The following is a 19,719-nucleotide window of genomic DNA, read 5'->3' as shown; positions in this document are numbered from 1 at the left end:
CCCGCAGGATCAGAACGTGATCGACACCGTGCCGTAGATGCTCATCGGTGCACCGGGATAGGCGTTGATGTAGTTCGCGGCATAGTGCGGTGCGAGGCCGGCAAGCCCGGCGGTGCCGAAATAGCCGCCCGATGAGATATATTCATAGCTGTCGTAGTGCCGGTTGAGAATGTTCAGCGCGGTGATCGTAAAGGCGATCCGGCGCGCCCGCAGCGAGGCGACGGGCAGCGGCATGGTCAGTTTCAGGCTGGCGTTGAACGTCTGATAGCCGGGCATCGAGCGATAGTCCGGCGCGGTGGTGATGCCGTTGTAGATGTGTTCGGGGCCGATGTACTGGACCCAGGCGCGCGGCGCGATCGTCGCGGTGCCGATCGCGGCGATGTAGTCGGCACCCAGGTTCATCGTGCGGGCGGGCACGTAGGAGACCGGATAGCCGTTGTAGGACGCCGGCGGCCCGCCGTTTTCAACGGTGTAATTCTGATAATCGGCGCCTTGCAGGCTGGCGTTCGCGAACAGATGCAGATTGTAGAGCGGGTTCGCATCCGCATACATATTCACGCCGCGATATTGCGAGGTGCCGCTGATGCCGACCTCGCTCGCGTTGTTCAGGGTGATCGGAATGGTCTGGCTGCCGTAGCGCAGATGATAGAAGTCGGCGCCGGCGCGCAGGCTGCCGAGCGGGCCGGCGTGCCCGATGTCGAGCTTGATGCCGGCCTGGGTGTACTGGCCGCGCTCGAGCCGGTAGTCGGCCCCGGCGATCTGCTGGAACAGGCCGCCGCCGCCGCCGACTTCGGGTGATTTCAGGGCTTGCGCGTAGCTCACGTACAGCGCGAGCCAGGGGACCGGGCGATAATTGGCGGCGAGCGAGGGTTCGACGCCGCTGCGGATTTCGGCCTGCGCCGGCAGGACATCCTGCGCGGTGAAATGCCCGGCCGCCCCGCCTGCGAACAGGAAGCCCGAGGCGATGTCCTGATGAAATGCCAGGCGGTCGCGGGAGAACCGCAGGCCCGGGGTGATGGTCAGGCCGGGCAGCGGTTTCAGATCGTCCTGGATGAAGACGGCCTGATGATCGAGGGTGAATGCGCCATCGCGCGCGGTGCCGCCGGGGTTGATGACGTCGGGGCCGCCGCCATCCGCGGGGTTATAGAAATTGGCCTTGTTGTTATAATAACTGTGCAGCGCGTAGGCACCGAAGGTCAGCGTGTTCCAGGCGAAATCATGGCTGAACCAGAGCTTGTCGCCGATCGTGTTGGTATGGGGTTGCAGCAGCCGATCCTGCGTTGGCCCCTGGGTCCAGTTATCGGTGATGCGCGAGTGGGTGCGCTTGATGTGCAGGTACCAGGCCTGGTTATGCAGGGTGGTGCCGCCGCCGAGATCGAGCGTTTGCTTCGCATAGAGCAAATACATCGCGTTGGCATCGTTCTTGTCGTACGTCGCGAACGGCGGGGAGCCGTAGTAGCCCGCCGTCGCCTGGCTGTAGAGCGGGCCGGGGTTCGGCTGGCCCTGCGGGTTCAGGCCGTTGATGGTGATGGCGGGATTGGCCGATTGCGGAATATAGGTCGGCCGAAATCCCTGGCTGCGCACGTCGTAGGCGCCGAAGCTGAGGGCGCCGTTGGTGAAATCGTGCCGCGTCTTGAGAAAAATCGCCTCGTCGCTGTTCGGATTGTCAAAGCCGTTGCCCTGGCGATAGGAATGGCCGTTACCGACGCCGCCGGCGAGGATGCTCGACCAGCCATCGTACAGGCCGGTGCGGACATCGAAGGTCAGGGATTTCTGGTTGAAGCTGCCATAGGTCATGGCGATGCGGCCGCCTGGTCTGGCGGTGGGTTGCACCGGGTTGAACCCTACCGTGCCGGCGAGGCTGTCGTACCAGCGATGCGCGGGGTTGCCGGGGCCATAGGCCACGCTGGTCGAACCGATCATCGCGAGGAAGGGGATGGTCGGCGCCTGCCAGAGGCCGGTGACGGGATCGGCGATCGGGATGCCATCGAAGGTTACGGCCACCGCGCCGTCCTGGGCGTTGCCGTTCAGGCCGGACCAGCCCTGGTTGACCCCGTTGAGGGTGATGATGCTCTTGCCCGCACCGCTGGTGGCGTAGGAATTGATGGCGACGCCGGGTGCATAGGCCAGTGCCTGGGCGGCACCGCCGACCGGGCCGGCGGCGTCCAACAGCGCGCGGTCGAGCACGCGCACCGCCTGGCCGGATTTGAAATTTCTGGTGCGCGCCGCGGCTTCGGCCGTGGTTTCGCCGGATGCGGCCGAGACGGTGCCGGCGTTGACGGGCGCGGTCTGCGCGAGGGCGCGGGTCGTGGTTGAAGCGAGCAACAGTGCGGCGAGTCCGTGGTGCAGACGCATTGTTATCCTTGACAGTTGGGAAGCCGGAAAAAATACGCCAGCATGCGGCTGCATGCTGGCGCTCCTGTCAAATATAGGCCTCTGAAATGCCGTGGCTCAGGTTGAGGGGTTGGTCGAGGGCAGCGGGTTGAAGTCGCTCGGGATGTGGTTCCTGATTCCCTTGGCGATATCGGTGGGCACGATGCCATCGGCGTCGCAGCCCAGCCCGTTGTCCTGCGGCAGATGCATGATCACCTTGTTCGGGATGATCGCGTAGCTCGGCGGCAGCGGCGCGATCTGGCCCTTCAGACGGTGCGGATCGAAGGCGGACATCAGGTCGCCGACGTCGGGCGTCAGCGCGTCGGCCGGACCGATGTTCGGCTGGCCGAATTCCTGCTGGCCCAGTTTGCGGCCCTTTAGTTCATCCGGCAGCAGGGCGAGCGGTGTGAGGCCGAACACCTCGTCGACGAATTTCACCACCGAGGCCTGGCTGCCCGGTTCATGCGAAATCGCATGCACGCGGGCGTAGGGCGAGATGACCATCAGCGGCACGCGCGGACCAAAATCGAACGCCAGATGATCCGGCCCGTCGGCCACGATCGGCGGCGGTACGTGATCGTAATCCCCTTCCGAATCGTCCCAGGTGATGATGATCGCGGCGTGTTTCCAGTACGGGCTTCTCGCGATCGCGTTGACTTCCTTGGCGACCAGGGCCTCGGAGATCTGTGCGTCGGAGTAGCCGGGGTGATCGTCGTCACCCACGAAGTTCGTCTTCGCCCCGGCGGCGGGGTTATCCAGTTTGAGGCCGAAAATATTCTGGTAGCCGCCCTTGAGGTAGAACACGCCGCCCGCGCTCGGCAGGCCGCCGGTCTTCATCGCGGTGAAGAAATCTTCCAGCCCGTGCAGGTTGTCCTTCTGCGCGGGATTGTTCGCGATATAGCCGAAATACTGCGGCCCGTTGTGGTGCGTGATGTAGGAGGCATGGGTGCCGCTGGCATCGACCGGGTTGGCCGGATCGGTCGGCTCATGATCGTAACCTTCCTGGAACCAGGCCCAGTCGACCGGCTTCTGGCCATGCGCGCGCAGGTAGCTGACGTCGTCATTGATGTCGGCGAGGTCGATACCGGGATTGGTATCCTGCCGCGCGATCATTTTCGCGTCGCGGCCGCCGGTGGTCAGCGCGAGCGAGGCGTAGGTCTGGTTGATCGCGACGCTGCCGCCGCCGGTACCCTGGAGCTCACCCGGGTTGAGCGGCACGGTGCCCGGCTGGCCAAACGCCGGATCGAGCGGCGAGCCCCAGAACGGGTCGTTGTCGTCCATCACCGGTTCGCCGGCGCCGACCTCCGTCACGGTACCGCCGGCTTTGTTGGTGCCGCTGATGCCGGTGAACGGCGTGCCGTTCGGCGAGACGAAGGCTTCGGAGGGATGCAGCGCCCATTGGGTCAGGCCGGTCTGGGCCGCGAAGATCGACAGATTGCCCGGGGTCGAGGGACCGGTGATGTTCTGGAACACATGATCGAACAGCACGAAGCGCGACGCATATTGCCAGAGGAACGGAATGGTGTCGCAATCCTCATGCGCCATGGCAAGCTCGCCATATTGCTCGGCCTTGAGTGAGGGATTGCCGGAAGGTGAATACTTCAGCTCTTCGGTGATCGCGAACTTGTCCATCCGCGGCTTGCCGTTGACCACGTCTTCCTTGGCCACGATGCGGGCGTGCGAGTGGTCGATATCATCGGTGTCCCAGGCGTATTGCTTCGGCCCGATGCGGAACGGCGCGATGGTGGTCTTTTTGCCGGTCGGGGTGATGAGTTCCTGGTAAAAGCCGGGGGTCTGCGACGGCGGCTTCGAATAAATGCCGTCCGCACCGGGGAATGTGCCGAAATAGGAATCGAACGAGCGGTTTTCCTGGTAGATCACGAAGACATATTTGATCTTTTTCTTGACGAGCTGGATCATCTGCGCGTCGGACAGGTTCAGATGCGGCCGGCGGGCCATCACCGATTTTACCACGCCGGTCGCATCGGGTTGAGCAACGACCATGGCCGAAACCGGCGTTGCGGCGGCGAGAATGGGTTGGCTGGTGATGCTCAGCGCGCAAAGCGCCGAACATGCCATCAATATGGCACGTCTCATGATTATCTCCGGGTTGTTATTGATACCGGAATAATCAAATTTTAATCCGTTGTGCATGATAGTTCCATGTCATTTGCCTCGCCCGCGGGCGCATCGCCCCGATATGGTTGGTCGATAGTCCCTCGGGCGTCACTGGCCACAGGCGTGCGGGCGCCAGCGCAGGATGCGGTAGGGCGTCTCGATGTTGGACGGGCTCAGCCGGACCACCGCGCAGCGTGCCGCGCGGGCGCGGCCGGGGCCTGAGGCGACCGCGGCGATCTCGACGATCCGTGGCCCCTCCACCGCACCGCCCGGCAGATCGATCTTGCCCGCGAGGCGGAGGGCCGCCTGCACCACCGGATCGGCCACCGCGGCGACCGGCAGCGGTGGCGCGAATCGCGAAAGATGCGGCGCGATCGCGGTGAACAGCGCCGGCGTCATGCCCATCACCCCGGCCAGATCGCCGATCGCGGCAAACCCCTCGCCATTCGGGCCGCTGGCATGGCCCGCTGCGCGATAGGCGGCATCGAGCGCTGCTTGCGCGGTGGGGGATGCGGCGGGGCTGCGCCAGGCGACGATCGCATCCGCGATGCTCTGTGCCTGCGCCGGTCCGGCACCCGCCACACGCAGCAGGGCTGCCAGCAGCACGGCGGGTGCGACGTTCGGGTTGATCCGCCCGGCGATGCTGTGCGCCGTGAGACGGACCGTGCTGGCACCGATTCGTGTGGGGACGAGCGCGTCGCCGTCCGCGAGGTCCACGATGGCGCGGGCAATGCCGCCATCCGCCGCGGCATCGGCCATCGCCGCGCCGCGCAGATTGCCCGCGATGGTCAACTGCATTCGCGCCGCGCCGAGAAACTGGGTGATCAGAAACGCCAGCAGCACCAGCACGAACAGCACGATCAGCAGAGCGAAGCCCCGATCGGACGTGCCATGGTCGTCGGGAGCGGCTGCGGACCGGGTCAATGCAGGCCGAGCCTTGCCCGCAACCGCGCGTTGGGGTCGGCCGAACCATCGGCGGGCAGTCCGTTCAGCTCGTCCGGCACCGCGGCGGGGCCGGGCAGTTCCTGGCGTAGATCCGCGGTCAATGACGCGGCGTCGGTCTGGTTGTGCACGACGTGCGGGGTGATCAGCACCAGCAATTCCTCCCGCGTGCGGGTGTTGTTCTGGCTGGCGAACAGGGCGCCCAGCACCGGCACGTCCTTGAGAAACGGCACGCCGGAATTCTGCCGCTGGTCAGTGTCGCTGATCAGCCCGGCGAGGCCGATGGTCTGGCCGTCGTGCACCACAACGCTCGATGAGACCGCGCGCTCGGAGAAGGTAGGCGAGTTGATTCCCTGCGTCGTCACGGTCGGTGCGACGCCGCTGACCTGTTGCGAGATCGTGAGCGCCACCAGCCCGTCGTTGGAAATGCGCGGCGTGATCTGCAGGATCACGCCGGTCTCCTGGTAATTGATCGAGTTGATCACCGGTGCGCCGGTGGTGATGGTGCTCTGCGAGGTCTGCGACAGGTAGGGCACCAGATTGCCGACCAGCAGATTGGCGGTGCGGTCGTTCTGCACCATCAATTGCGGTGAGGACAGGATCCTGACCTTGGTGACCGATTGCAGCGCCGAGATCGCGAGCGGTGCGGCATCCGCGCCATAGCCCGACAGCACGAAGCCGGGGAAATTCTGCACCAGGCTCGATGTCGTGCCCTGGCTGAGCACGCCGTTGATGCCGCCCGATTTGAAGAAGAACTGGGTGCCGTATTGCAGCGCGCCGGTCAGATCGACCTCGGCGATGGTGGCGTCGATCTCGACTTCGAGCGGTTCGATGTCGATCTTGCGCAGCATGGCGTGGATCGTCGCATCGGTCGCCTCGGTCGCGTAGACCAGCACGGCGTTCTGCTGCGGTGCTGCGATGATGCGCGTGCCATCGCCGGTCTCGCCGGTGCCGGCGCCCCCAAGCGAACCGCCGCTCAGCGGCCCGAGCAGGGGATTGTCGGCGGCGGGCGCCGATGCCGCCGGTGCGCTGCCCAGGCCACCGCCGGGACTGCTGCCCGCGCTGACACCGCCCGCATTGGCACCGCCCGCTCCGCCGACGCTGATGCCCCCCGCCGTGGTGCCGAGCGGGGACACAGCGGTGGCACCGGCATTGGCCCCCGGCATGCCGGACAGGGTCTGTGCCGCCAGTCCGGGCACGGTCTGCCCCTCGTTGCCGCTCGATGGCGCCGTCACGTCGTTCGGGGTGAAGGCTTCCTGCAACACATGCGCGACCGCCCCGGCGCTGCTGTTATGCAGATAATAGACGTGCCAGACGCGCCGCGTCGCCGCGTCCTGGCGGGAGAGCACTGTATAGACCCGGTTGGCCTGGACGATCTGGGCGAGGCTGGGCGCGATCACCATGACCGCGCCGATCCGCTCGAGCGGCACCACCCGGATCGATCCGGTCGTCTTGCCGGCGTGCAGCGCGGCGGTGAAGGCGGTGGCGAAATCCTTCGCCCCGCCGCCGCCGGCGGGAAACAGGATGTAGGATTGGCCGGCCAGCGCATCGACATCGAACGCCGAAATCAGCTGGATCAGCGTATCGCGGGTCTGCGGATCGCCATCGACGATCAGGGCGTTGCGCCCCGGCGCGGCGACCACCCGGCCGCCCTTGCCGACATAGGGTTGCAGCACGGCGGCCAGATGCGCGGCATCGACATAGCGCAACGGCACCACCGTCGCCCCGGCCAGCGCGTCGCTCCCCGCCATCGCCGGACCGGCGGCGGCGACCGGTATGACGCGGTAGATGCCGTGGCTTTCCACCAGCTCGGCCCGGTTCTGCCCGAGCAGGGTCTGCAGCGTCGGGATCAGATCGGCCATCGGCAGCGGATGGGCGGTATGCAGCGTCGCTTTGCCATGCACCGCCGGGTCGATCGTATACGTCACGTGCAGGATATTGCCGAGGATCTGCGCGACCACGGCGCGGATATCGGTATCGGCGAAATCGAGCGAGACCGCGCCGCCCGCCGCGCCCGGCGGTGGCGTGCCGGCACCCGGCAGCGGCGTCTGCGCGCCGTAGCTTGCGGTGACGGCCTCCGGCCGGGCGGCGACGATGGTGCCGCTTTGCGGCGGCATCGACAAGGGCGCCAGCCTGGCCGCCCGGAGCGATGCGCCACCCTGCGCCGTGATCGGCGCATCGGGCGGCAACGGCTTCGGCGCGCAACCGGCCAGCATCGCGGCGGGCAGCAGCAGGGTCGGCAGCAGGCGGGTCACGCGGGGTGGCGTCAGGCGCATCTAGTGTCTTCCAGGCGTATGGATGGGTGGCAGGCCCTGTGGCCGCAGCGGCGGGCCCGCGGGCGGCGGCCCATCCGGTACGCCGGCGAAACGCGGGGTCAGCACGAGCCGCACACCCGGTGCCGTCAGCGTCACCGCGGTCGCGGCGATCGTGCTGACCCGATAGGCGCCGATGCGCCCGCCCTGCTTGACCAGCCGTGTCGGCCCGCCCGCCGGGGTGAAAATCGCCAGACGCAGCGACGGGCCGATCAGAATGCCGGACAGGCGCGGCAGCGCGGTGTCGCCCCGTGCCGCGACAGCGACCGGCCGGCGATCCGGCCGGAACAGGGGGCGCGCCAGGATCGTGGTGATCGCGCCGGTCGCATCCCCGCGCGGCGGTGCTGCCGGGTGCGGCGGCAGGAGCGGGACCGGCTGGTGCGGCGGCGGCGGTTGCGCGGTGATTTCAGTCATACAGACCAGGGCGAGGGCCGCGGCAAGCACGACCAGGGCGGCGCGGCGCAGGGTGATCATCGGGGTTGCGCGGCGCGGAACGCCGAGATGGTGAAGCGCGCGCGAAGGGGCAGATCGCGCCCCGGATCGGGCAGGCCGGTCGCGTGCAGCGAGACGTCATCGACCAGCATGCGCGGCGCGGCGGCCCCGATCGCGCCCAGCAGCGCGATCAGCCGGGGATAGTCCGTGGTCAGGCTGATCCGCAGCGGAATCCGCCGCATCGTGCCGGTTTTCACCGTTGTGAGAATCTCGGCGGAATCGAGGGTTATCGCGTGCCGCGCCGCCAGCGCCTGCACATCGCCCTGCAGCGCGGCACCCGCTACCGCATCCGAGCCGCCGGTGAGCAGGGCGGTCGCCGCGATATCACCGCCCCGCAACCCCGCGATGCGCCGCCGCAATTCGGGCAGGGCAGCGATCAGGGCGCGCTCATGGGCGATCATCAGGCGGCGTTCGGCGATGCTTCGCGCCCGTGCATCATACCACGCAAGGCCGGGGGCGATCAGGCCGAACCACACCACCAGCAGACCCGCCAGCGTCAGCCCGAGCGCAGCCCCCTGGCCGGCGCGGCCAGTCGGCAGATCGGGCCGTGCACCGTCGATCAGCCTAGCGCGGGCCATGCTGGCGGACTTTCACCCTGATCGAGAAAATATCGGCGTGTTCGTTGAGCGCGCGGGTGACCGGTGCGGCGAAGGCGGGATCGGCGAAGCGGTGATCGGCCGACAGCGCCGCGACCAGACCGGCCGCGTTCGGCGACTCGCCATCAAGCGTCGCGACGCCGTGGCGGAACGAAAAATCGGTCAGGAAACTGCGATCCGGCAGTGCCGTGGTGATTGCGGCCAGCGCCGCCAGCGCATCGCCCTCACGCGCCTGTTCGCGCGCGAGGGTCGCAGCGCCCTGGCTCGCGGCGGCGAGGCGCGCGCGCAGCACCTCCGCCTCGTGCAGACGCGGGGCGAGCGCGCTGTGCTGCGCGGCGAGAGCGGCGAGCGCGCTCTGCTGGCGCGCCAGCGGCGTGATCAGACACGCCAGCGCCAGCAGCCCGCACAGGGTGGCCAATACCCGATCGAGCCGCCGCGCGGGCGGTGCGGCGTGGTCGAGCGTCAGCGCCGTCATGCCATCGCGCGTGGGGTCTTCGATGCGCGTCGCGTGCAGCCCGGCGGCGGCCAGCGCATCGAGCAGCGGGGCCACGCTCTGACGCGGCAGAACAGCGAGGCGCAGCGCCAGCAGCCCGGCAGCACGGTCGCGCCGCAGGATTTCGGTGCCGAACCAGATTTCCTCGGGATCGAACGGGGTGAGCCGATCCATCTCGAAGGCGACCGCCGTCGCCAGATGCCGTTCCGCCGCCAGCGGCAGCGTGATGGTGGTGGTCAGGATCAGCCGGGCCGGCGCGGCGAGTATCAGCGTCACCGCGCGGCGCAGCGCGGGCGACAGGCTGGGCAGCGCGCCGAGCGGGCCGAGGTCGCGCAGCCCGCCGCGCGCGCGCAACGCGACCATCGCCCGCCCGGGTGCGGCGGGATCGGCGGTCACGACCAGCGCGGGCGCGCCGCCGCCCATCATGGCGCGCAGCCATGCGGGCAGCAACGATCCCAGCATGGCGCCATACCAGCGGAACAATTCCATTGCGCCCTAGTGACGTGCTGACAGGGTTTTGAAAAATGAAGCTTTCATGTCAGTGCGCGGTGGCGAGCGCCGGCGCGGCGATCAGAGCGGGCCACCGCACCGGCGCGGACCGGTGATGATGGCCGATGCCGACGATGCGCAGCCGGATCAGCCGCGGCAGGCCGCCGGCCGGCCCGCGCGTCCGCCACACCGGTGCGCCGAACACCGTGCGCGGCCACCAGTAGCCGACATCGAGCCGCTGCACGGCACGCGCGAGACGCTCGACCCTGGGCGGTGCGGCCGGGCGCAGCGCCACACCGGCGCGATGCGGCGACCAGACCAGGATCAGATCGTGCCGCCGATCGACCACGATCGTCGCATCGATCCAGCGGTCCTCGCCGGCAACCGCCTCCGGCAGCAACGTGATCAGATGCAGTACATGGGCGCCCCCCGCCGCCTGCCCCGGCCGTGCCTCGGTGATCAGCCGGCGCAACGCCCGATCGACCGCGACCCGCCGCCCGGCCTGGGCGAGCACGGCGGATTGCCGCGCATAGCTGCCCAGTCCGAAACCGACCCCCTGGGCCAGACCGACCAGCAACAGGCCGAGCACGACCAGCGCCACCATCATTTCCAGCAGGGTGAAGCCGGCCTCGCGCCTCATTGCGCCGGCACCGCGACCAGGCTGGTCAGTGTCACCGCGCGGCCGGCCGCCCCCCAGCGCTCGGTCACGCTGATCCGCACCGCAACCAGCGCGGCACCATGCGGTGCGGCCAGCCGGGTCGCGGTTTCGCGGTAGAAAAACCCTCCACCGTCCGGCCCGGCATGCACGTAGCGATGCGCCGGCGCCATCACCCGCAAGGCGGCGAGGCGCGACTGCGCGCGGTCGATCGCCGCGGTTTCCCGGCGCGACACCGCAACCGAGGCCGCGCCGTCGAACGCGGCACGATACAGCACCGCCAGCGCCAGCGCCGCGATGACGAAGGCGATCAGCGTTTCCAGCAGCAGGAAGCCGCTATCGTCGGGGGCCTGGCGCATCGATTTTGATCCGCCCGGTCAGCCAGTCGATCGCGATGATCCGCACACCGCCCGGACCGGCGAGGCTGATGCGCCCGCCGCTGGCGCTGCCATCGGGCGCGAAAAACACCATGCCGACCGGAGCCTTGCGCGCGGCAACGCCGGTGACACCGCGAAAGATCACCTGGGTACCGGCGGGTAGCGTGCCGGTGCGGCCGCCTTCGCGCCAGATGCCGCGGGCAGGATCGAGGCGGAACACCGTCGTGCGATCCTGTGCGATGGCCCGCGCCGCGGCATCCTGCAGGCTCTGGCGGATGTCGCGCACCGCCGCCGCCTGGGCGAGGCGCGGGCTGCGCAGCGGCCCATTGGCGGCCACCATGCCGAGCACCAGCCCGAGGATCACGACCACCACGATCACTTCGAGCAGGGTGAACCCGGCATCGACCTCAGCGCGCAAGCTGGTCGAGCCCCAGCATGGCGAGCAGCAGCGAGGACACGATGAAGCCGATTGCCGCACCCATCGCCACGGTGATCGCGGGCACCAGCAGTGCGACGCATTTTTCGACGCCGAGCCTGGTGCGTTCCTCGTGAATCGCCGCGGCGCGCAGCGCCATCGGGCCGAGTTGGCCGGTCTCCTCGCCGAGCCGCAGCAGGTGGATCGCGCGGATCGGCAGCAGGCCCGCGGTTTCCAGCCCGCGCGCGAGGCCGGCGCCGCGCCGCGCCGCCTCGGTCGCGCTGGCGATCGCCGCGGCGGCGGCGCGATTGCCGATCACCTCCTGCACGATCGCCAGCGCCGGTACCAGGGCGACGCCGTTGGTCAGCAGCACACCGAGCGTGCGGGTCAGCCGTGCCGCCACCGCCTCGCGCAACAAGGCACCGGCGACCGGCAGGCGCAGCAGCATCCCATCGACCGACCGGCGCGGCCCGGGCCGGCGCAGCACGGCACGCACAGCCAACCCGCCCAGGAGCGCGAACGCCAGCGCATAGGGCCAGCCGACCGCGCAGCCATGCCCGAGCGCCAGCAGCAGCCGGGTCGACCCCGGCAGTTTCACGCCGTTTTCCGCGAAAATCGGCACGAATTCCGGCAGCACATCGGTCAGCAGGAACACGATCGCCCCGATCGCCGCAATCAGCAGCAGCGCCGGATAGGTCAGCGACGCCATGATGGAGGCGCGCAGGGCGCGGGATGTTTCGAGCAGGTCCGCCAGGTTTTCCAGCGTACCCGCGAGCGCGCCGGATTCCTCGCCCGCCCGCACCAGCCCGATGTAGAGGCGCGGAAAACTCGCCGCCTCCGCGCTCAGCGCCTGCGCGAGCGAGGCACCATCGCGCACCTGATCGCGCAGATGCGCGATGATCCGGCGCGTGCGTGCGCGCGCCGCGATCTCGCCGGCAAAGCGCAGGGATCGCTCCAGATCGAGCCCGGCTTGCAGCATCGAAGCGAGTTCGCGCGTGAAATCGGCCCGCTCGCTCGCCGACAGGCGCGCACCGCCGATCTCGGTCGCCAGCAGGGCACCGAGGTCGAACCGGCCGGGCCGATCCGGGCCGAGCAGGATCAGGCCGCGCTGCTTGAGGGTGGCAATGGCATCGGGTTCGGATGCGGCTTCGATCGTGGTGCGGGATTCGGCACCGGTGCGGTCGAGGGTGCGGTAGGTGAAGGTCAGCATGGCAGGAAGACGTTCTTTTTTGGAAAAAAGAACCAAAAAACTTTCGTTAATTCCGGGCATGGGGGTTGGCGCGGGCGCCGCCGGGGGATCGGGCTTGGGGATCGTTTGGCGGCGGGTTTCAAAATGACGCGCTTTCTTCCATCGACGTTTCGCCGGCGACGACGGCGTCGACCGCGGCCAGCGCCAGGCTGCGCATGCCCGCCGTGCTGGCGATCACCGCCTCGCTCGCGCCATCGGCCAGCAGCTTGCCGATCGTGGCATCCGGCACCAGAAACTCGGCGATCGCCCGGCGGCCCCGATACCCGGTGCCGCGGCAGGCGGCGCAGCCAACCGGATGAAAGACCGTCGCCCCGTCATCGATCGCGAAACGCCGGGCGAACACCGGATCGATCCGCGCCGGGCGCTTGCACGCCGCGCATAACCGCCGGATCAGGCGCTGCGCCAGCACGCCGCGCAGCACCGAGGCGATCAGATACGGCTCGAGCCCCATGTCGCGCAGCCGTGTCACCGTCGCCGCCGCCGAGTTGGTATGCAGCGTCGACAGCACCAGATGCCCGGTGAGCGCGGCGCGCGCGGCGATCTGCGCGGTTTCCAGATCGCGGATTTCACCCACCATGATCACGTCCGGGTCCTGGCGCAGCAAGGCGCGCAGCAATTGCGCGAAATCGAGCCCGATCTGCGGCTTGACCTGGCTCTGATTGACCCCGCGCAACTGGTACTCGATCGGGTCCTCGATCGTGGTGATGTTGCGTGCCACGCCATCGAGCGAGGCAAGGGCGGTGTACAGGGTCGTCGTCTTGCCGCTGCCGGTCGGGCCGGTCACCAGCACGATGCCGTTGCGTGCCGCCAGCGCCGCGCGGAACTGCGCGGTGATGGCGGGATCGAGCCCGATTGCGGCGAAATCGAAACGCACCGCGCCGCGATCCAGCACGCGGATCGAAATCGTCTCGCCATGCAGCGAAGGGATCGAGGAGACCCGGAAATCGACCTCGTGGCCGCGCACCGCGAGCTTGATCCGCCCATCCTGCGGCAGGCGGCGCTCCGCGATGTCGAGCCGGGCCATGATCTTGATGCGCGACATGATCGCCGGCGCCATCGCGGCGGGCTGGGTCTCGGCCTCGACCAGCGCGCCGTCGTAGCGATAGCGGATGCGCAGGCGGTCTTCCTCCGGCTCGATATGGATGTCGGACGCCTGGGTCTCGACCGCGCGGGCGATGAGCTGATTGACCAGGCGGATCACCGGCGCCTCGCTCGCCAGATCCTTCAGCCGTTCGGCATCCGCCTCGTTCGGCTCCTCGGCCTCGGCGATCGGGGCGGCCAGCGCGGCATCGGGGTAGAGACGGGCGAGCGCGGCGTCGAGATCGATCGGCACCGCGATCGCGATGCGGATCGCAAGACCGGTTGCCGCCGCGATCGCATCGCGCACGAAATCGCGTTCGGGATCGACCATGGCGAGATGCAGCACCCCCGCATCGAGCGCGATCGGCAGGGCCCGCGCATCACGCAGGAAACGCGGGCGGAGCCGCTCGGGCAGGATTGGCGCGGCCGGGTAATCGGCCGGCTCGAGCAGCCGCAGCGAGAGCATGGCCGCATAGGCCAGCGCGAGGCTGCGCTCGCCGATCAGGCCGAGCTGAACCAGGGCCGCCGCGCGGCTCTGGCCGGTTTCGGCAACGATGGCATCGGCACGCGCCAATCCGGTGGCATCGATCTGGCCGGTCGCGCGCAGATAGGCTGCAAGATCTGGCGGGTCGGGTCGGGCGGTGTGGTCGAGCACTCGGTTTCTCGCAGTGGGGACGGCTTGGGTTATGCGCTGCCTTTGCCCCAACCGGAGCCGGACGATTATGACAAATCAGGGAAATCTGCGGCGCGACGCTTCAGGTCACCGCACTTGCAACTGTCATCAAACTGACCGCAATCGATCACACACAGGTGAGTGAACATCGGATATCTACCGGAGGTGGCAGCATGAATCGTTCATGCGTCAGTAATGTTTGCATGTCAGGGAGAATACCGATGCGCGCCAATCCGGCGGCCAAGGCTTTATTGAAGACGACACTGCTCGCCTCAGCGGCGTTGCTTGTCAGCGTTCAACTCGGCTGTGCGAAGGAGCCACGCGGGATTCCGCTGGATGGTGTGCTGACGCCGAGCGGCCAGACCATCACACCGACCGTCGCACCCGGCGCGCAATTCGGCACGCTGAACCCGGGGCTTGCGGCGTTCCCGACCTACACCGCCGGCCAGGCGGTCACCACCACGGTCAGCCCGGATGGCAAGACCCTGCTGATCCTGACCAGCGGCTATAATCTGGTGGAAGACGCTTCGGCGAACGTGATTCCGTCGGCTTCGAACGAATACGTGTTCGTCTATGATATTTCGAACGGCACGCCGGTGCAGAAGCAGGTGTTGCAGGTGCCCGACACGTTCATGGGCATCGCCTTCGCGCCGGATGGCCAGCATTTCTATGTCTCGGGCGGTGTCACCGACAATGTCCATACGTTTGCCGTGTCGAACGGCGTCTGGTCCGAACAGGGCACGCCGATCGCGCTGGGCCATCTCGCACTCGCCAAGCCGCCGCTGAACCTGGGCGGCAACGGGCTCGAGGTTAAGCCGCAGGCGGCCGGACTCGCGGTGACGCAGGACGGCAGCAAGCTGGTGGTCGCCAATTTCTATAACGACAGTCTTTCGGTGATCGACCTGGCGAGCCGTGCGGTGACCGAGGTACCGCTGCGCCCCGGCATCATCAACCCCGCGCAGGATGGCGTGGCCGGCGGCGAATACCCCTATTGGGTCGCGATCAGGGGCAACGGCACGGCCTATGTGTCGAGCGAGCGGGATCGTGAGATCGACGTGGTCTCGTTGAGCGGCACACCCACCGTCACCGCGCGGATCAAGACGACCGGCAACCCCAACCGCATGGTGCTCAACGCGGCCGGCACGCTGCTATACGTCTCGTGCGACAATGAAGCCGACGTGCAGGTGATTTCGACCGCGAGCAACAAGGTGGTCGATACCATCCACACCACGGCGCCGGGCAATTTCGTCGGCCTGCCGGCCTATTACCACGGCACCGAGCCCAACAGCCTCGCCCTGTCGCCGGACGGCACCCGCCTGTACGTCACCAACGGGGGCACCAATTCGGTCGCGGTGATCGCGCTCAACACACCCCGGCCCGAAGTGATCGGCCTGCTGCCGACCGGCTATTTCCCGAACAGCGTGAGCGTCAGCGCCGACGGCAAGATGCTCTACATCGTCAACGGCAAGAGCAACCCCGGACCGAACCCCTGTAATTTCAAGATCGCGGCGGATGCCAAGGGTTCATGCACGCCGACGCAGCTGACCAACGACTATATCCTGCAGCTCTCGAAGGCGGGCTTCCTGTCGATGCCCGTACCCGGTGCCGCCGAGATGGACCGGCTGACCCATATTGTGGCGCAGAACAATAATTTCGGGTTCCACGAGAGCGGCCGCGACAGATCGATGATGGAATTCCTGCATCATCACATCAAGCACGTGATCTACATCGTGCGTGAAAACCGCACCTACGATCAGATCCTCGGCGATCTCGGTGAGGGCAATTCCGATCCGGCGCTGGCGGAATTCGGCAAAACGATCACGCCGAACGTCCATGCGGTCGCGCGCAATTTCGTCGATCTCGACAATTTCTACGACACGGGCGAAGTCAGCGGCAACGGCTGGCCATGGAGCACCTCGGCCCGCGAATCCGATTTCGGTGCCAAGGCGCTGCCGGTCAATTACGCCGGGCGCGGCCTGTCCTACGATTGGGAAGGCAACAACCGCAACGTGGTGGTCGCCGAGCCCACACTCGCCGCGCGCATGGCGGAAAATCCGCTCTACCCGAACGATCCGAACCTGCTGCCGGGGCAGAACAACGTGGCGGCGCCGGATGGCCCCAAGGGTCAGTTCCAGCAAGGCTACATCTGGGACAACGCGCTGCGCGCCGGCCTGACCATCCGCAACTACGGTTTCTTCATCGATCTCGACCGCTACGGCCTGCCCACCGCCGAAGGCGGCATTCCGCTGCTGACCGATCCCTATGCCAGCAAGACCAAGGTGTCGTTCGGCACCAACCCGGTGCTCGCGCAATACACCGACCCGTATTTCCGCGGCTTCGACAACGCCCTGCCCGACTACTACCGCGAGGCCGAGTGGGCGCGTGAGTTCCAGGGTTACGTCAAGACCGGCACGCTGCCCTCGATCGAATTTGTGCGCTTCATGCACGACCATACCGGCAGCTTCTCGACCGCGATCGACGGGGTGAACACGCCGGCCCTGCAGATCGCCGACAATGACTATGCCGTCGGCAAGCTGATCCAGGCGGTGGCGCACTCGCCCTATGCCCGGAACACGCTGATCTTCGTGATCGAGGATGATGCGCAGGACGGGCCCGACCATGTCGATGCGCACCGCAGCGAGGCCTTCATCGTCGGGCCCTACGTCAAGCACCACGCCGTGGTCGATGCGCGCTACACCACGGTCAACATGATCCGCACCATCGAGGACGTGATGGGCATGGCGCCGATGACGCTGAACGACGCCTATGAACGCCCGATGGCCCATGTGTTCAGCCGCAAGGACAAGACCTGGACGTTCAACGCCGTCGAACCCGCGCCGCTGGCCGCGACGACCCTGCCGATCAGCAGCCAGGCGATGCGCGACTCACTGTGGCACGACGTGCACAACGCGGCCTGGTGGTCGGCCAAAACCAAAGGCTATGACTGGAAAGTCGAGGACAAGATCCCCGCGGTCGCCTATGATCATATCCTCTGGGAAGGCATGATGCCGGGCAAGCCCTATCCGGGCCGCAACGGGCTCGACTACTCGCACAAGGCCGATCAGGCCGCCACCGGCGTGAAGCAACCCACCCAGGGCTGATCCAACATCCGGTTGTTTCGGCGTTTCATGGACGCTGTAGTCTGTTTACTTGCCAAGAAAGACTACAGCGTCTTAGAAAATACTCATCTATACCCCCCTTCCGTTGCTCCGGGGTCGTTCAGACGAAGCCCAATGGCCGGTCGTTGCAGGATTGGGCCGGGACGGCGGCGGACCCGATGCAGGGTTTGGCGATGCCCCTGGTGAACGTCCGATGGTCTGACACCGGTAGCAACGCCGCACCGAGACGGCTGCGGAGGGCTGCAGCGCGGCGCACCTGCGTGAGGCTACGCACGTGATCGTGCAGCCACCCGGCGATGGCCAGGGTGGTTGAACGTCCTGGGCGAGGCACTCTCGATACCGGGCCAGCCGGCGACAGCGGTTGGATCAGCGGGTTGTTCGCTCAACGAACACCGCGCGGGCAGTGCAGTTTGGTGCGATCACACGGGACGTGATTTTTGTTCATCGACGTGTGTGCGTTCATGAGAGGCGGGCAGCCCTGGGACTGCAAGCGCCCTTGTGAAACATTGCATTCCAAAGTGAAAAGGAATCGGAATTCACAATTTTAATGCCAATATTTCAGGGTAAACAGATAAATTATAATTCAAAATGTAAGTTTTGATCTTATATTTCAGTGCAGTTTACAAATTTTTTGATTTATTAGCTGGCGTCTAGTTTGTCCGGTTCTCCGAGAGGGTTTATTGTAAATTTATCGTAATAAATATCAATACCAAGGAGGTCGAGAATAGTATTGGATTCATGGAGGTTATCGCTGGGTGGTGCTACGATGACGATCCTGGGTCCGAGATCATCAGGTATGGAACCGTTGCGGATCGAGACGCGGTCCATTGTGCTCATGGCCAACGATCGATTTTCGCGGTTCTTCGGATGGCAACATATGCGCGCCATTGTTGCGGCCAGGCCGTGATCCCGGATCGGTGGGGGTAACGCGTTGGTGAGCGTGATCGTGATGGTCGGCTCTCGACTCAGGGTGGCGTTCGACCTTGGTAGTTTTATTTTCAAAGTGTATTGATGCCGGAGTGAAAGTTGGATAACCAAGGCAACGTATTATGAAAATTCTTATCACCTGTCGCCCAACGACAGGACATTTCCTGCCCCTCGTTCCATTGGCGCGTGTCGCCTTGGAACTTGGTCATCAGGTCGCGTTCGCGTCTGCTGAGCCAGTTGTCCACCAGGCACGCAGCGCGGGTTTCGTGGTTTTCCAGGCTGGTCAGGAGGACGGCGTGAGCATGCGTGCGCTGATTGCAAGCGGGGTCGATTTTTTCGGGCTTCCGGCAACCCAGATGCGCCCTGTCGCTTTTCGATCGCTGTTTTCGAAGCTCGAAGCGCCGGCACGGTTACCGGATCTCTTGCGGATCTGCAAAGATTTTCTGCCGAACATAATTCTGCACGAGGTCGCCGAACTTGCGGCACCAGTGCTGGGCGCCCGGCTGGGTTTACCCTGGGTAACGGTGGGGTTTGGACCTTTATTGAAGCCCGAGGTAGCCGATATGGCTGCCGAAGGCGCGGCACCCATGTGGCGCGAAAACGGTCTCGAACCACTGCGCTGGGCTGGATTATACCATCATCTTTATGTTGATCCGTGCCCGCCGGCAATGCAGATTCCGGCTGTTGCGGATTTGCCCGCTCGAACCGGTATTCGGCCTGCGCGAGTGGGATCGCGGCAACCATTACAAAAACGGATTAAAATTTATCTCACGTTCGGAACGTTGTGGAACACCGGTCCCGCGGCTGTCGAACGGATGCGCATCGCAGTAGCGGGCGCCGCTGCAGTGGGGGTGCCGTTGATTGTAACTGTCGGCAACGCGACCAATCCGGAAATCCTGGGGCCGCAGCCTTCGCATGTTCAGGTGCATCAATTCATCGCCCAGGATGAGATCTTGGCCGATTGTGCCTGTGTCCTGGCGCATGGCGGGGGCGGAACTCTGCTCGGGTCACTTGGCTGGGGAGTGCCTCTGTTGCTGCTGCCACAATTTGGAGACCAGTTCGACAACGCTGATCGTGCGGTGGCGGCTGGCGTCGCGCTTGCGATCCAACGTGATCATTTGAGCGTTGAGGCCGTAACGACCGCGCTTAATCGGTTACTGCAGGAGCCCAGGTTTGCCGAGCGCGCTGGTGTGGTGCAGCAGGAGCTTTCAGCGATGCCAGATGCGCGTGGGGTTTTTGAGCGGATCGAAACCTTGGCGCGTGGCGCGGCGGCGCGGATGACGTCCAACAGTTGAATGCTAGATGCACGCCTCGAATGTTTCAATCCGGAATCTCATCGAGGGTTCAGGGCGGATCAATTCCGGCTCATTTGTCCAGGTTATAGGGGTTGTCTCGAAACGCATGTGACG

Annotated in this window: 16 protein-coding genes; 2 read left to right on the top strand and 14 right to left on the bottom strand. The window is 66.2% G+C overall.

Annotation, left to right across the window (positions count from 1 at the left end; genetic code table 11):
• Positions 1-9: 9 nt before the first annotated feature.
• The 12 genes from AruPA_RS02840 to AruPA_RS02785 all read right to left on the bottom strand — a co-directional run bounded on the left by AruPA_RS02840 (position 10) and on the right by AruPA_RS02785 (position 14,246).
• On the bottom strand, positions 10-2,355 hold the full coding sequence (locus AruPA_RS02840) for a TonB-dependent receptor (protein ID WP_265634890.1): 2,346 nt from the start codon (positions 2,353-2,355) through the stop codon (positions 10-12).
• A 96-nt stretch (positions 2,356-2,451) separates the two neighbouring features.
• Positions 2,452-4,470, bottom strand: a complete 2,019-nt coding sequence (locus AruPA_RS02835) for a phospholipase C (protein ID WP_265634888.1) — start codon at positions 4,468-4,470, stop codon at positions 2,452-2,454.
• Between the two features lie 129 nt (positions 4,471-4,599).
• Positions 4,600-5,415 (bottom strand): type II secretion system protein GspK, encoded by an 816-nt coding sequence (locus tag AruPA_RS02830; protein ID WP_265634886.1) that lies wholly within the window; start codon positions 5,413-5,415, stop codon positions 4,600-4,602.
• Positions 5,412-7,709 (bottom strand): type II secretion system secretin GspD, encoded by a 2,298-nt coding sequence (gspD, locus tag AruPA_RS02825; protein ID WP_265634884.1) that lies wholly within the window; start codon positions 7,707-7,709, stop codon positions 5,412-5,414. Before gspD ends, AruPA_RS02830 begins: the two co-directional genes overlap by 4 nt.
• Complete coding sequence (locus tag AruPA_RS02820; RefSeq protein WP_265634882.1) at positions 7,710-8,219, bottom strand: hypothetical protein; 510 nt, start codon at positions 8,217-8,219, stop codon at positions 7,710-7,712.
• Complete coding sequence (gene gspM, locus AruPA_RS02815) at positions 8,216-8,815, bottom strand: type II secretion system protein GspM (protein WP_265634880.1); 600 nt, start codon at positions 8,813-8,815, stop codon at positions 8,216-8,218. Before gspM ends, AruPA_RS02820 begins: the two co-directional genes overlap by 4 nt.
• Entirely contained in the window at positions 8,802-9,815 is a 1,014-nt protein-coding gene (locus AruPA_RS02810; protein ID WP_265634878.1) for a PilN domain-containing protein, read from the bottom strand. The genes gspM and AruPA_RS02810 overlap by 14 nt, the downstream gene beginning before the upstream one ends.
• A gap of 49 nt (positions 9,816-9,864) precedes the next feature.
• On the bottom strand, positions 9,865-10,455 hold the full coding sequence (locus tag AruPA_RS02805) for a prepilin-type N-terminal cleavage/methylation domain-containing protein (protein WP_265634876.1): 591 nt from the start codon (positions 10,453-10,455) through the stop codon (positions 9,865-9,867).
• The gene (locus tag AruPA_RS02800; RefSeq protein ID WP_265634873.1) at positions 10,452-10,829 is read right to left on the bottom strand and encodes a hypothetical protein; all 378 of its coding nucleotides are present in this window, start codon (positions 10,827-10,829) and stop codon (positions 10,452-10,454) included. The genes AruPA_RS02805 and AruPA_RS02800 overlap by 4 nt, the downstream gene beginning before the upstream one ends.
• A complete protein-coding gene (locus tag AruPA_RS02795; protein WP_265634871.1) occupies positions 10,807-11,265 on the bottom strand; it encodes a GspH/FimT family pseudopilin in 459 nt (152 codons plus the stop codon). Before AruPA_RS02795 ends, AruPA_RS02800 begins: the two co-directional genes overlap by 23 nt.
• Positions 11,255-12,472, bottom strand: coding sequence for a type II secretion system F family protein (locus AruPA_RS02790; protein ID WP_265634869.1), 1,218 nt, complete (start codon positions 12,470-12,472; stop codon positions 11,255-11,257). The genes AruPA_RS02795 and AruPA_RS02790 overlap by 11 nt, the downstream gene beginning before the upstream one ends.
• A 118-nt stretch (positions 12,473-12,590) precedes the next feature.
• Positions 12,591-14,246, bottom strand: coding sequence for a GspE/PulE family protein (locus AruPA_RS02785; protein WP_265634867.1), 1,656 nt, complete (start codon positions 14,244-14,246; stop codon positions 12,591-12,593).
• Positions 14,247-14,485: 239 nt separating this feature from the next.
• On the opposite strand from AruPA_RS02785, the gene AruPA_RS02780 reads away from it, so the two are divergent.
• Complete coding sequence (locus tag AruPA_RS02780) at positions 14,486-17,365, top strand: bifunctional YncE family protein/alkaline phosphatase family protein (protein WP_265634866.1); 2,880 nt, start codon at positions 14,486-14,488, stop codon at positions 17,363-17,365.
• Between the two features lie 118 nt (positions 17,366-17,483).
• On the opposite strand, the gene AruPA_RS02775 is transcribed toward AruPA_RS02780, so the two are convergent.
• Together AruPA_RS02775 and AruPA_RS02770 are read right to left on the bottom strand one after the other, a co-directional pair.
• Positions 17,484-17,714 (bottom strand): hypothetical protein, encoded by a 231-nt coding sequence (locus AruPA_RS02775; protein ID WP_265634864.1) that lies wholly within the window; start codon positions 17,712-17,714, stop codon positions 17,484-17,486.
• A gap of 308 nt (positions 17,715-18,022) precedes the next feature.
• Complete coding sequence (locus AruPA_RS02770) at positions 18,023-18,421, bottom strand: hypothetical protein (protein ID WP_265634862.1); 399 nt, start codon at positions 18,419-18,421, stop codon at positions 18,023-18,025.
• A gap of 11 nt (positions 18,422-18,432) precedes the next feature.
• Between AruPA_RS02770 and AruPA_RS02765 the strand changes: the two genes are divergently transcribed.
• The gene (locus AruPA_RS02765; protein WP_265634860.1) at positions 18,433-19,605 is read left to right on the top strand and encodes a glycosyltransferase; all 1,173 of its coding nucleotides are present in this window, start codon (positions 18,433-18,435) and stop codon (positions 19,603-19,605) included.
• Positions 19,606-19,719: the final 114 nt, after the last annotated feature.

It is taken from the genome of Acidiphilium sp. PA (assembly GCF_026191915.1).
Taxonomy (GTDB): domain Bacteria; phylum Pseudomonadota; class Alphaproteobacteria; order Acetobacterales; family Acetobacteraceae; genus Acidiphilium.
This window is presented reverse-complemented; position numbering and strand designations above follow the sequence as displayed.

Bases quoted from the DNA above. Each gene is read 5' to 3' on its own strand.
- AruPA_RS02840 (WP_265634890.1), bottom strand. From the start codon at position 2,355: ATGCGTCTGCACCACGGACTCGCCGCACTGTTGCTCGCTTCAACCACG.
- AruPA_RS02835 (WP_265634888.1), bottom strand. From the start codon at position 4,470: ATGAGACGTGCCATATTGATGGCATGTTCGGCGCTTTGCGCGCTGAGC.
- gspD (WP_265634884.1), bottom strand. From the start codon at position 7,709: ATGCGCCTGACGCCACCCCGCGTGACCCGCCTGCTGCCGACCCTGCTG.
- AruPA_RS02820 (WP_265634882.1), bottom strand. From the start codon at position 8,219: ATGATCACCCTGCGCCGCGCCGCCCTGGTCGTGCTTGCCGCGGCCCTC.
- gspM (WP_265634880.1), bottom strand. From the start codon at position 8,815: ATGGCCCGCGCTAGGCTGATCGACGGTGCACGGCCCGATCTGCCGACT.
- AruPA_RS02810 (WP_265634878.1), bottom strand. From the start codon at position 9,815: ATGGAATTGTTCCGCTGGTATGGCGCCATGCTGGGATCGTTGCTGCCC.
- AruPA_RS02805 (WP_265634876.1), bottom strand. From the start codon at position 10,455: ATGAGGCGCGAGGCCGGCTTCACCCTGCTGGAAATGATGGTGGCGCTG.
- AruPA_RS02800 (WP_265634873.1), bottom strand. From the start codon at position 10,829: ATGCGCCAGGCCCCCGACGATAGCGGCTTCCTGCTGCTGGAAACGCTG.
- AruPA_RS02790 (WP_265634869.1), bottom strand. From the start codon at position 12,472: ATGCTGACCTTCACCTACCGCACCCTCGACCGCACCGGTGCCGAATCC.
- AruPA_RS02780 (WP_265634866.1), top strand. From the start codon at position 14,486: ATGCGCGCCAATCCGGCGGCCAAGGCTTTATTGAAGACGACACTGCTC.
- AruPA_RS02765 (WP_265634860.1), top strand. From the start codon at position 18,433: ATGAAAATTCTTATCACCTGTCGCCCAACGACAGGACATTTCCTGCCC.